The organism is Sphingomonas sp. FUKUSWIS1 (assembly GCF_000733135.1).
Lineage (GTDB): Bacteria > Pseudomonadota > Alphaproteobacteria > Sphingomonadales > Sphingomonadaceae > Sphingomonas > Sphingomonas aerolata.
In genome coordinates this window covers 1-12,281 of record NZ_JPJC01000062.1, presented here as the reverse complement: position 1 = coordinate 12,281, position 12,281 = coordinate 1, and the positions used below count along the sequence as shown (strand labels likewise).

At 68.6% G+C, this 12,281-nt stretch carries 9 protein-coding genes; 3 read left to right on the top strand and 6 right to left on the bottom strand.

Features of this window, described 5'->3' with window-relative positions; all coding sequences use genetic code 11:
* Positions 1-43: 43 nt before the first annotated feature.
* On the bottom strand, positions 44-1,072 hold the full coding sequence (moaA, locus tag sphsw_RS05015; RefSeq protein ID WP_042466597.1) for a GTP 3',8-cyclase MoaA: 1,029 nt from the start codon (positions 1,070-1,072) through the stop codon (positions 44-46).
* A 115-nt stretch (positions 1,073-1,187) separates the two neighbouring features.
* On the opposite strand from moaA, the gene sphsw_RS05010 reads away from it, so the two are divergent.
* Complete coding sequence (locus sphsw_RS05010) at positions 1,188-2,873, top strand: EAL domain-containing protein (RefSeq protein ID WP_031439647.1); 1,686 nt, start codon at positions 1,188-1,190, stop codon at positions 2,871-2,873.
* Positions 2,874-2,890: 17 nt separating this feature from the next.
* Positions 2,891-3,316, top strand: a complete 426-nt coding sequence (locus tag sphsw_RS05005; protein WP_042466595.1) for a YybH family protein — start codon at positions 2,891-2,893, stop codon at positions 3,314-3,316.
* 12 nt (positions 3,317-3,328) lie between these two features.
* Here sphsw_RS05005 and mfd read toward each other — a convergent pair whose 3' ends face one another.
* Positions 3,329-6,799, bottom strand: coding sequence for a transcription-repair coupling factor (gene mfd, locus sphsw_RS05000; protein ID WP_031439645.1), 3,471 nt, complete (start codon positions 6,797-6,799; stop codon positions 3,329-3,331).
* A gap of 128 nt (positions 6,800-6,927) precedes the next feature.
* Positions 6,928-7,194 (bottom strand): FAD assembly factor SdhE, encoded by a 267-nt coding sequence (locus sphsw_RS04995; protein WP_031395519.1) that lies wholly within the window; start codon positions 7,192-7,194, stop codon positions 6,928-6,930.
* A gap of 73 nt (positions 7,195-7,267) precedes the next feature.
* Here sphsw_RS04995 and recG point away from each other — a divergent pair, with 73 nt between their 5' ends.
* Positions 7,268-9,319: an ATP-dependent DNA helicase RecG gene (gene recG / locus sphsw_RS04990; protein ID WP_031439644.1), complete on the top strand. Its 2,052-nt coding sequence runs from the start codon at positions 7,268-7,270 to the stop codon at positions 9,317-9,319.
* A gap of 12 nt (positions 9,320-9,331) precedes the next feature.
* Here the strand turns inward: recG and sphsw_RS04985 are convergent, their stop codons facing one another.
* From sphsw_RS04985 to sphsw_RS04975, 3 genes are all read right to left on the bottom strand, one after another.
* Complete coding sequence (locus sphsw_RS04985; protein WP_031439643.1) at positions 9,332-9,649, bottom strand: PilZ domain-containing protein; 318 nt, start codon at positions 9,647-9,649, stop codon at positions 9,332-9,334.
* A gap of 105 nt (positions 9,650-9,754) precedes the next feature.
* A complete protein-coding gene (gene tyrS / locus sphsw_RS04980) occupies positions 9,755-10,978 on the bottom strand; it encodes a tyrosine--tRNA ligase (RefSeq protein ID WP_031439642.1) in 1,224 nt (407 codons plus the stop codon).
* 205 nt (positions 10,979-11,183) lie between these two features.
* Positions 11,184-12,281: peptidoglycan DD-metalloendopeptidase family protein (locus sphsw_RS04975; RefSeq protein WP_443024370.1), on the bottom strand; the 1,098-nt coding region annotated here is incomplete at its 5' end.

Genomic DNA, 12,281 nt, shown 5'->3' with positions numbered 1-12,281 from the left:
GGCGGGGTGGCGGAGGCTACCAGCGCCCGGCGGACATAGTCGGTCACCCGCCGGTGACGCTCATATGACGCGCGACCGCGGGACCTTCGCCCTCGCCGATGCGGAAGTCGTGCCGCTTGGGCTTGGCGTAGAGGCCCGCGTCGATCGCTTCGTCGAGCCCGGTGATGCCGCCGTCGCGCAGCGCACCCTTCAGGTCGACCTGATCGTCATGCCCGAGGCACAGATACAGCTTGCCCTCGGTGGTGAGGCGGACGCGGTTGCAGCCTTCGCAGAAATTGGCGGTCAGCGGCGAGATGAGCCCGAGCCGCGTACCGGTGCCGTCGACGTTCCAGTAGCGCGCCGGTCCGCCGGTCTTGTACGAATCGCGCTCGAGCCGGAACCGGGTCTCGAGATCGCGGAACACGCCGGTGAGCGGGAGGAAGCGATCGGTGCGATCCTCGTCGATCGCGCCGAGCGGCATCGTCTCGATCAGGGACAGGTCGAACCCCTCGTCACGGCACCAGGCGAGCATCGGTGCGATCTCGTCCTCGTTGAAGCCCTTGAGCGCGACCATGTTGATCTTGATCGCGAGGCCCGCATCGCGCGCCGCCATGATGCCGCCGATCACCTGCGCGACGTCGCCGTGCCGGGTGATGTAGCGGAACCGTTCGGGATCGCGGCTGTCCATGCTGACATTGACGCGGCGGATGCCTGCATCGACCATCGCCGGCGCATGCTCCGCCAGCCGCGTGCCGTTGGTGGTCATCGTCAGCTCCTCGAGCCCGCGGCCGAGATTGCCACCCAGTCGCTTGACGAGATCGCCGACGTCGCGGCGGACGAGCGGCTCGCCGCCCGACAGGCGGATCTTGGTCACGCCGCGCGCGATGAACCGCTCGGCGATGATCGCGATCTCGTCGAGGCTCAGCAGCTTTGCGCGCGGCAGGAAGGTCATCGCCTCGGACATGCAGTAACGGCACCGCAGATCGCAGCGGTCGGTGACCGAAATCCGCAGATATTTGATCGTCCGCTGATGCCGATCGACCAGCGGACGATCGACGGTTGCGGAGTGGCTCGAAGGGGAGTGAGACGCCATAGCAACAGAGCTAGGTGGTGCAGTGTCGAGCGGCAAGTGCGTTCCAGGATTGGCGACGGGCGATGGGGTGGCTAGGTTGTCGGCGATGACACCGGCCACACTGGATACAAAGGACATGCTGAACAGAACGATGCTGTTCGCATGCTCGTTCCGTCACTTCGCGGAGATCGCTGATATTGCGGTGGCTTGCGGTTGGGATGCGGTGGTCACTGCGACCGCCAGCGGTATCGACCCGGCCTATGTCGAAAGCGGCGCGCCGGTCGTGCTGATCGATGCGCGCGGGGCGATCGCGCAGGGGCTGGCGGCGGCGCAGACGATCGCCCCCCGGGTGGCCGAGGATGGCGGGGCGCTGCTGTTCGTGCTGTCGCGCCGCGACTGTACGGCGCTCGACCGCGTGTTCGAGCTGGGGGCGACGCATTTCCTGATCGACCCGGCGAGCGACGGCGAACTGATCCAGTCGCTGCGCTTCGCGGCGCGCCATGTGACGCGCGCGCCGGGCCGGCCAGGCATCGTCGACCGCCGCGACGCGATGGCCGGCGCACGCTTCGGCCGCGATCCGAACCTCGCGCAGCAGTGGATCGCCGCGCGGATCGGCGACGGACAGCCGGTCTCCGTCGTGCTCGTCTCGCTGTCACGGCTCGACATCGTCAACGCCGCGCATGGTCGGCCCGCGGTCGATTCGCTGATCGAGGTCGCGGTCGAGCGAGCGGAGGCGGTCGCGGCGGAGGCAATGGCGGGCGCGGCGCGCGTCGCGCGTCTGGGCGGCGCGGATCTCGCGCTCGTGGTCGGGGCCGGGGCCGCGGACATCGCCGCGCTGATCGCGGCGCTCGACGAGGCGCTGGCGCGGCCGTTCGCGGTCGCCAACGCGCTGGCGGTACTCGGCTGCCGGTTCGGTGTCGCAAGTCACCAGCCGGGAGATCCGAGCGATCCCGTGGACGGTGCCGCGACGCTGATGCGGCGCGCGTTCGGTGCGCTCGCCAAGGCCAAGACCAGCGACGGGGCGATGCTGCAGATCGCATCGGCGGCGCACGACATGTCGCTCGATGCGCTGGCGATCGACCTGCATCACGCGATCGAGCTCGACGAGATCGACATCCGCTTCCAGCCGCAGGTCGAGATTGCGAGCGGACGGATCACGGGCGTCGAGGCGCTCGCGCGCTGGGATCACCGCAAGCTCGGGCCGCTGGGCGCGGATGCGCTGTTCGCGGCCGCGGACCGCGCCGATCTGGGGATCGCGCTGTCCGACCATATCCAGCGGCTGGTCCTGGCACGCGCGCTGGCATGGCCCGAGGCGCTGGCGACGCTGCGCGTGTCGCTCAACCTCACCGCGGCGGATATCGCGCGGCCCGGCTTTGCCACGCTGTTCCTCGCGCGGGTCGACGATAGCGGCTTTCCGCGCGGGCGCCTGACCGTGGAGATTACCGAGACCGGGCTGATCGCGGATCTCGCCAGCGCGTCGACGCTGCTCACCGAATTGCGCGGGGCGGGGTGCCGCGTCGCGATCGACGATTTCGGCACGGGCTATTCGAGCCTCGCCTATCTCAAGGACCTGCCGCTCGACTATGTGAAGATCGACAAGGCGCTGGTCCACGACATCGGCGGCAGCCCGCGCGACCGGGTCGTCGTCGCCGGCGCGATCACGATGGCGCGGTCGCTCGGCCTGTCGGTGATCGCCGAGGGGGTCGAGACGCGCGAGCAGCTGGAGCTGCTCGCAGCGTGCGGGGCCAGCCTGTATCAGGGCTTCCTGCTGTCCGAGCCGGTCGGCGACGCGGCCTTGCTCGAACTGGTGACCCGGACATGAGCCGGGCAGGATCTGCCATGATCGTCGCGGTTGCTGCGGCGACGATCGCCGTCACGCCCGCGCTGGCCGCGCCCGACCGGGCACCCGCATCGGTGGCGATCCGGGAAGCGATGGCGGCGAGCGCGGCGGGGTGGAATGCGGGCGATCTCGCCCGGTTCGTCGCGGTCTATGCCGAGGATGCGGTGTTCGTGACGCCCAAGGGTCTGGTGCGCGGAAAGGCCGCAATAACAGCGCGCTATGCGCCGAGCTTCACGGGTGGTGGCAATAGCCGGGGGCAGCTGAGCTTCGTTCCCGCCGAGCTGCGCGGGATCGATCCGACGCATGCCCTGCTGGTCGCGCGCTGGACACTGACCGGCGCGACCTCGACCGAGACGGGGATGACGACCTTGCTGTTCGAGCGGCGCGGCGATGCATGGAAGATCGTCGCCGATCACAGCAGCTGAGCGCGGCGGCGCTCAGCCCGCCGCCTTTGCCAGCCCCTTCGACAATTGCAGCGCACCGTGCAGCCGTGCCTTGGGATCGCCCCAGGCGCGCTGGAGCACCAGCTTGCTGTCGGGCCGCAGCCGCGCGACGCCGTTGAGCCGTTCGACATAGGCGAGCAGCTTGTCGATGTTGGGCGGGGTGTCGTTGTGGAACGACACGAGCACGCCGCGGGGCCCTACGTCGATCTTCGACACGCAGGCACGCTTCGCGTTCAGCTTTATCTCGATGACCCTGATCAGGTTCTCGGTCGCGTCGGGCAGCGGGCCGAAGCGATCGATCATCTCGGCGGCGAACGCCTCGATCTCCTGACCCTCTTCGAGCTCGTTCAGGCGGCGATACAGCCCCATGCGGAGGTCTAGATCGGGGACATACTCCTCGGGGATCAGGATCGGTGCGTCGACCGTGATCTGCGGCGAGAAGTCCTTCGGGCGTGCGGAGGCGAGACCACCCGACTTGGCGTCCATGATCGCCTCCTCGAGCATCGCCTGGTAGAGTTCGAAGCCGACCTCCTTGATATGCCCGGTCTGCTCGTCGCCGAGCATGTTGCCGGCCCCGCGGATGTCGAGATCGTGGCTCGCCAGCTGGAACCCGGCGCCGAGCGAATCCAGATCGGACAGCACCTTCAGCCGCTTCTCGGCGGTCACCGTCATCTGCCGCTCGGGCGGGGTGACCAGATAGGCATAGGCGCGCGTTTTCGAACGGCCGACGCGCCCGCGTAGCTGATAGAGCTGGGCGAGGCCGAAGCGGTCGGCGCGGTGAACGATCATCGTGTTGGCGGACGCGATGTCGATCCCGCTCTCGATGATCGTGGTCGAGACGAGCACTTCGAACTTCTTGTCGTAGAAGGCGGACATGCGCTCCTCGACCTCGGTCGGCGACATCTGGCCGTGTGCGACGACGAAGCGGATCTCGGGAACCTGTTCGCGCAGGAACTCCTCGATCTCGGGCAGGTCGGCGACGCGCGGGGTAACGACAAAGCTCTGGCCGCCGCGATAATGCTCGCGCAGCAGCGCCTCGCGCAGGACGACCGGATCGAACGGCATGATGTAGGTGCGCACCGCGAGGCGATCGACCGGCGGGGTCTGGATCACCGACAGCTCGCGGATGCCTGACATCGCCATCTGCAGCGTGCGCGGGATCGGCGTCGCGGTCAGCGTCAGCATGTGGACGTCGGCCCGGAGCGCCTTCAGCCGCTCCTTGTGGGTGACGCCGAACCGCTGCTCTTCGTCGACCACGACGAGGCCCAACCGCTTGAAGTCGATATTCTTCGCCAGCAGTGCGTGCGTACCGATGACGACGTCGATCGTGCCGTTCGCCAGCCCCTCCTTGGTCGCCTTCGCCTCGCTCGCGGTGACGAGCCGCGAGAGGCGGCCCATGTTCATCGGGAAGCCTTCGAACCGGCTGACGAAGTTGTTGTAGTGCTGGCGCGCGAGGAGGGTCGTCGGGCAGACGATCGCGACCTGCTTGCCGCCCATCGCCGCGACGAACGCGGCGCGCAGCGCAACCTCGGTCTTGCCGAAGCCGACATCGCCGACGACCAGCCGGTCCATCGGCTTGCCCGCGGACAGATCGGCGAGAACCTCCTCGATCGCGCGGTCCTGATCCTCGGTTTCCTCATAGGGGAAGCGATCGACGAAGCTGGGGTAACCGCTGGCGTCGGGTTCGAGCACGTCGCCGGGATGGAGCGCGCGTTCGGCGGCGGTCGCGATGAGCTCGCCCGCAATCTCGCGGATCCGCTCCTTCATCTTCGACTTGCGACGCTGCCAGCCTTCGCCGCCGAGCTTGTCGAGCGATGCGCCTTCCTCCGACGAGCCGTAGCGCGAGAGGACGTCGATATTCTCGACCGGCACGTAGAGCTTGTCGCCGCCGGCATAGCTGAGCGCGACGCAGTCGTGCGGGCTCTGGCCGACCGGGATCGAGGTCAGCCCCTCATAGCGGCCGATGCCATGCTCGGTGTGGACGACCAGATCGCCGGGCGTCAGCGTGGCGAGTTCGGCGAGGAACGCGTCGGCGGATTTCTTGCGCTTCTTGCGGTGGACGAGGCGGTCGCCGAGCATGTCCTGCTCGGTGAGGACGGCGACGCCGGGCGCGGTGAAGCCATGATCGAGCGGGAGGACGACCAGCGCGACGCCGAAGCTTTTCGCGGTATCCGCGACGCCGAGCGCCTCCTGCCAGGTTTCGGCCTGCTTGCCGCCCTTCATCCCGTGATCGGCGAGCAGGCTCCCCAGCCGTTCGCGCGCGCCGATCGAATAGCTGGCGAGGATCGGCTTGCGACCCTGTTTGCGCAGTTTCTCGACATGATCGGCGACGGCTTCGTAGATGTTCGCCTGCGCGGCGCGTTCAGGGCCGAAATCGCGCGGGCCGTCGACGTCGAAGTCGAGTACGGTGGCGCTGGTCGGCTCGTGAAAGGGCGTGACGACATGCGCGGTGGCGGCGTCGAGCGCGGCGGACCAGTGCGACGCGTCGAGATAGAGCGCGGTCGCACCCAGCGGACGATAGCTGCCGGGCTGCGCGGCTTCGGCGCGCCGGCGGTTCGCATAATAATCGGTGATCGATTCGAACCGGCTCTCCGCCGCGGCGCCGACCCCGCTGTCGCGGACGACGACGTCGTCACCGCCGAGATGGTCGAACAAGGTCGCCATCTTGTCCTCGAACAGCGGCAGCCAATGCTCCATGCCGGCGATGCGGCGGCCGTCCGAGATCGCCTGATACATCGGATCGCCCGTCGCGGTCGCGCCGAACGCGTCGCGGTAGCGCGTGCGGAAGCGCTTGATCGACTCCTCGTCAAGCAGGGCTTCGGAGGCGGGGAGCAGGACGAAGCCGTCGATCCGGCCGGTGGTACGCTGGTCGGCGGCGTCGAAGGTGCGGACGCTCTCGATCTCGTCGCCGAAGAAATCGAGACGCAGCGCATGGTCCTCGCCCGACGGGTAGAGATCGACGATCCCGCCGCGGACCGCATATTCGCCCTGGTCGTGGACGGTGTCGGTGCGGACATAGCCGTTCGCCTGGAGCAACGTGGCGAGCTTGTCGCGGCCGATCCGTTCGCCGGGCGCGAGGCGGGCGACGAGCTGGCGGACACGAAACGGGGTCAGGACACGCTGGGTCGCCGCGTTGACCGTGGTGAGCAGGAGTTGCGGACCCTTGGGTTTGGCCTGCAGGCGGTGCAGCGCGGCGACTCGCTCGGCCATGATCCGCAGAGTCGGCGAGGCGCGGTCATAGGGAAGGCAATCCCAGGCGGGGAAGCTCAGCACTTCGAGATCGGGCGCGAAATAGGCCGCGGTCGAGGCGATCGCGCGCATCGCCGCATCATCGGGTGCGATGAACACCGCGCGCGTCTTCGCGGCGCGGGCAAGGTCGGCAAGCAGCGACGGCTGGAACCCCGATGGCACGCCCGACAAGGTCAGCGGGGTGGTCGCGGAGAGGATCGTGTTCAGATCTGGCATATTCGCTTCTCGTTCCCCGGCGAAGGCCGGGGCCCAGTTGGGAAGGCAATCTTAAATCAGGTTTTGACGTCAATCATCGACGTCCCCCAACTGGGCCCCGGCCTTCGCCGGGGAACAGTATCTCGGCGTTACTTCACGACCGTGACGTAGTTGATGTCGCGCATCGCCTGCATCATCGGGCCGTCCCATTCGGGCGGGCAGGGAATCGAGCCGATCGCCCAGCCCATGATGTCGACGTCCTGCTGTTCGAGCAGTGCCTCGAACCAGTCGAGCTGCTCGGGCGTCCAGCTGCGGCCATAGGTTTCGAAGAAGCCGCCGATCATCATGTCGGCTTCGCGCGTGCCGCGGTGCGAGCTGCGGAAGCCGAGGCGCTTGAGGCGGGTTTCGTGGTCCATCATATCTCCAACGCCGATTGACCGGCGACCCGCTGGCGGCGGGCGTCGGCTGGGCTATAGGGGGCAGATAGTCATGCGACCCGAAATCCTCAATCCGCTGTTCGCCGAAACCCTCGTCCTGAAAGGGGTGGGGCCTGCGCTCGCCAAGCCGCTCGACCGGCTCGGGCTCGCGCGTGTCGTCGACGTCGCCTTCCATCTGCCGACCGGGTATGTCGATCGGGTGCCCCGCACCGAGCTGATGTCGAGCGATGCCGGGCGGATCATCGTCATCACGCTGACCGCGCGCGAGTATCGCGTCAGCGCGGGGCGTGGCCCGACGCGGGTGCAGGCGACCGACGAGCATGGCAACTATGTCAGCCTCGTCTTCTTCGGCGGCAGTTCGGGCTGGGCGAAGAAGCTCCTCCCGATCGGCGAGGCGAAGCGCGTGTCGGGGCGGCTCGACGAATATGGCCAGGAACTGCAGATCGTCCATCCCGATATCGTCGAGCAGGACGAGGAGTTGCGCGAGCGCGAGCCGATCTATCCGCTGTCGGAGGGGCTGACATCGCGGCGGCTGGCGGCGCTGACGACGCAAGCGGTCGCGCGGGCGCCCGATCTGGCCGAGTGGATCGAGCCCGGGCTGAAGGCGAAGCGCGAATGGCCGGGCTGGCACGAATCGCTGGCGCGGATCCACGCCGATCCCTCGGATGCCAAGGCGCGCGAGCGGCTGGCCTATGACGAGGTGTTCGCCAACCAGCTCGCGATGACGCTCGTCCGGGCTGATACCCGGAAACGACGCGGGCGGGCGCTGCACGGCGACGGGCGGCTGCGGGGCATGCTCAAGCTGCCCTACACGCTGACCGGCGCGCAATCGCGGACGGTGGGGGAGATCGAGGGTGACCTCGCGCAGACCGCGCCGATGCTGCGGCTGCTGCAGGGTGATGTCGGCTCGGGCAAGACTTTGGTCGCGGCGATGGCGATGCTGATCGCGGTCGAGGCGGGCGCGCAGGCGGCGATGCTCGCACCCACCGAGATCCTCGCGCGCCAGCATTACGAGACGCTCAGGAAGACGCTCGCCGGGCTGCCGATCGCGGTCGGCGTACTGACCGGGCGCGACAAGGGGCGCGTGCGCGAGGCGACGCTGATGGCGTTGGCGAGCGGCGAGATCGACATCCTCGTCGGCACGCACGCGATCTTCCAGGACGCGGTCGCGTACAAGGACCTCGCGCTGGTGGTGGTCGACGAGCAGCACCGGTTCGGCGTCGCGCAACGGATGACGCTCCAAGCCAAGGGGATCGCACCGCCGCATCTGCTGGCGATGACCGCGACGCCGATCCCGCGCACGCTGACGCTCGCGCAATATGGCGAGATGGACGTCAGCCGGCTCGACGAGATGCCGCCGGGCCGCCAGCCGATCGAGACACGCGTGATTTCGGAGGATCGGCTCGACGACGTCGTCAACGCGCTCGGCCGGCATCTCGCCGACGGCGGGCAGGCCTATTGGGTGTGTCCGCTGGTCGAGGAGAGCGAGAAGAGCGACCTCGCGGCCGCGGAGATGCGCGCGGAGACGCTGCGTGCGCGGTTCGGCGACAAGGTGGCGCTCGTCCATGGCCGGATGAAGCCCGCCGAGAAGGACGCGGTGATGGCCGAATTCTCCGCCGCGCGCACCGCCGTGCTGGTCGCTACGACGGTGATCGAGGTCGGCGTCGACGTGCCCAATGCGACGCTGATCGTGATCGAGCATGCCGACCGCTTCGGCCTGGCGCAGCTCCACCAGCTGCGCGGTCGGGTCGGGCGCGGGAGCGGGCGGTCGATCTGCCTGCTGATGCGTGGGAGCTCGCTCAGCGAGACGTCGCGCGCGCGGCTGGCTTTGATGCGCGAGACCAATGACGGGTTCCGGATCGCCGAGGAGGATCTGCGGTTGCGCGGCGCGGGCGAACTGCTCGGCACGAAGCAGTCGGGCGAGATGGCGTTCCGGCTCGCGACGCCCGACATGATGGCCGACCTGCTGCAATGCGCGCATGACGATGCGCGGCTGCTGATCGATCGCGACGGCGGGCTGGAGGGACCGCGGGGGCAGGCGGCACGCACCGCGCTGTACCTGTTCGACCGCGATGCCGGGGTCGCGTTGCTGCGATCGGGCTGACGGGCGGTCCGGTCAGCCGGTCCGGAGCATCGCCGCGAGCATGCCGTAATAGGCCTTGGGCGGGATCGTCCGGTCGAACGCGCAGCCGATCCGTCCGCCGAGCGACCAGCGGACGTGCGCAAGGATGTCACCGACGATCGGCATGCGGACGTGGAGCCGCTCGCCGGCGTCCAGATCGCCGTCGCAACGCGCCATGAGGCCGCTTGGCGAGACGTTGACCAACGTAAGCCTCAATTCGGTGCCTGCGCTGTCCGCCGCACGCGTGCGGTGCATCACTTCGTCGCGCGGCTCAGACCGCGTCTCGTGCCTAGACGTCGCTTGGTTCGGCATTGGTCAGTCCCCGCTGTGCCCCGGTCGAGGGCTAGGCCGACATCATGAAGCCCGTGCCACCAAGCATCCCTAACGCAGTGTTCATGACCGTGCCGGTCCGGCGGGTCAGCCGGGCAGCAGCATTCCGTGACGCTTCTTGCCGAGGCTGAGGCGGACCGGCGCGGCGACGGGGATCGTGGCGGCGGGGTCGCGCAGCGGTTCGCCGTCGACGCGTACCGCGCCTTCGCCGATCTTGCGTCGCGCCTCGCCATTCGATGCGACGAAGCCGAGCCCGACCAGCGCCTCGACGACGCCGATGCCGGTCCCGGTGCAGGTCAGGCTCGGCAGGGCGTCGCCCGACGCGCCTTCCGCGAAGGTCTTGCGCGCGGTCTCGGCCGCCTGCTCGGCGGCGTCGCGGCCGCGGCACATCGCGGTTGCCTCGTTGGCGAGCACGACCTTCGCGGCGTTGATCTCCGCGCCTTCGAGCGCCTCGAGACGCGCGATCTCGTCGAGCGGCAGGTCGGTGAACAGCCGCAGGAACCGGCCGACGTCGCGGTCGTCGGTGTTGCGCCAGAACTGCCAGTAATCGAAATGCGGCAGCTGATCCTCGTGCAGCCAGACCGCGCCCGACATCGTCTTGCCCATCTTGCCGCCGTCCGCGGTCGTGATCAGCGGGGTGGTGACGCCGTACACTTCGGTGCTGTCCATCCGGCGCGAGAGCTCGATGCCGTTGACGATGTTGCCCCACTGGTCCGAGCCGCCCATCTGCAGCCGGCATCCGGCGCGGCGCGACAGTTCGAGAAAGTCGTAGGCCTGGAGGATCATGTAGTTGAATTCGAGGAAGCTCAGCGACTGTTCGCGGTCGAGGCGGAGCTTCACCGAATCGAAGGCGAGCATCCGGTTGACCGAGAAATGCTGGCCGACGTCGCGCAGGAACGGGATATATTCGAGCGCGTCGAGCCACTCGGCATTGTCGAGCATCACCGCGTCCGTGGGGCCGTCGCCGAACGTCAGGAAGCGTTCGAAGATGCGGCGGATCGAGGCAACGTTGGCCTTGATGCCGTCTTCGCCGAGCAGCTTGCGCGCCTCGTCCTTGAAGCTCGGATCGCCGATTTTGCCGGTGCCGCCGCCCATCAGGACGATTGGCTTGTGGCCGGTCTGCTGAAGCCGGCGGAGCAGCATGATTTGGACGAGGCTGCCGACGTGCAGCGACGGCGCGGTCGGGTCGAAGCCGATATAGCCAGGTACGACCTGCTTGCCCGCGAGCGCGTCGAGCGCGGCGGCGTCGGTCATCTGGTGGACATAACCGCGCGCGGTCAGCGTGGTGAGCAGGTCGGACTGGTAGGTCATGGAGGAGCCACTAGCAGCGGTTGTGCGGTCCGTCATCCCGGCTGCGCGGTCGTCGTCACGGCCCGCCGTCATCGCATTCTCAACCGTCATCCTGACGAAAGTCAGGATCCAGGGTTACAGGTCCTGGCGCTCATGGCTCTGGATCCTGACTTTCGTCAGGATGACGGATTTTGGCACGGTAAGTCCGTGGCAACGTACGCGCCGATTACATCCGCGGCAGTTGCGACGACGGGTCGACCGGGGTGCGGCCCTTGCGGAGTTCGAAATGGAGTTCGGGCCGGTCGGCGAATCCGGTGTCGCCTGAGAGCGCGATCGTCTGGCCGCGCTTCACGCTCTGGCCGCGCTGGACCAGGAGTTTCGAGGCATGGCCATAGACGCTGGTCCAGCCGCCGCCATGCTTGACGATCACCAGCCCGCCAAGCGCGGCAATGCCGTCGCCGACATAGGCGACGACGCCGTCGGCGGTGGCGCGGATCGGGGTCGAAACGGGAATGGCGATCTTGATGCCGTCGTTGCGTTCGCCGCTGGCGCCGTGACCGAACCGCTTCACGACGCGGCCATCGACCGGCCAGAGGAAACCGCCGCCCGCGAGCCGTACCGGGGCGGTGACGACCGCGCTTGGCGGCAGGACGCGTCGCGGGGTCGGGGTCGGGCGGACCGGCGCCTGGTTGCTCGCAAGCGCAGGCTCGCCGCCGGTCAGGATGTCGTCGACGTCGAGCGTGAACGCCGCCGCCCGATCGGCAAGGCTGGTGCCGCCTTCGGTATCGGGGATGACGATGCGCTGGCCCGCACGCAGCACATAGGGTTCGAGCAACGCGTTGACGGCAACGATGCGCGACCAGGCGACCCCGTAGGCACGGGCGATCGCGATCCCGGTCTCGCCGCGCCGGACGAGGTGATAACGGCCTGCCGGGATCGTCAGTCGCTGTCCCGTCTGGATCGTGAAGGGCGGTTCGATCGCATTGGCGCGCGCGATCGCCTCGCTGCTCGCCCCCGAGCGTTCGGCGATGGCGAGCAGCGTATCGCCCGGGCGGACCGTATAGAGTGATTGATCGACGCGCTGCGCATCCGCGGCGACCGGGCGCTCCTCCCACGCGGGGCGCGGCGCCGGCAGCGTAGAGACGGGCACGGGGGTGCGATCGCCGCGCCGGACGGGTGAGGGGGCAGGGCTGGCGTCCTGCCGCTCCACGCGGCGCGGATAGGTGCGCCGACGCGGCGGAGCCTCATAGGGGTCGGATCGCGTGGCGTCGCTGCGATCGCGCGCGTTGTTCGCGGAGCGGTCCTGCGGGTCGGCGGGTGGGAG

Excerpts from the sequence above, each read along its gene's own strand:
- moaA (WP_042466597.1), bottom strand. The coding sequence starts at position 1,072 with ATGGCGTCTCACTCCCCTTCGAGCCACTCCGCAACCGTCGATCGTCCG.
- sphsw_RS05010 (WP_031439647.1), top strand. The coding sequence starts at position 1,188 with ATGCTGAACAGAACGATGCTGTTCGCATGCTCGTTCCGTCACTTCGCG.
- sphsw_RS05005 (WP_042466595.1), top strand. The coding sequence starts at position 2,891 with ATGATCGTCGCGGTTGCTGCGGCGACGATCGCCGTCACGCCCGCGCTG.
- mfd (WP_031439645.1), bottom strand. The coding sequence starts at position 6,799 with ATGCCAGATCTGAACACGATCCTCTCCGCGACCACCCCGCTGACCTTG.
- sphsw_RS04995 (WP_031395519.1), bottom strand. The coding sequence starts at position 7,194 with ATGGACCACGAAACCCGCCTCAAGCGCCTCGGCTTCCGCAGCTCGCAC.
- recG (WP_031439644.1), top strand. The coding sequence starts at position 7,268 with ATGCGACCCGAAATCCTCAATCCGCTGTTCGCCGAAACCCTCGTCCTG.
- sphsw_RS04985 (WP_031439643.1), bottom strand. The coding sequence starts at position 9,649 with ATGCCGAACCAAGCGACGTCTAGGCACGAGACGCGGTCTGAGCCGCGC.
- tyrS (WP_031439642.1), bottom strand. The coding sequence starts at position 10,978 with ATGACCTACCAGTCCGACCTGCTCACCACGCTGACCGCGCGCGGTTAT.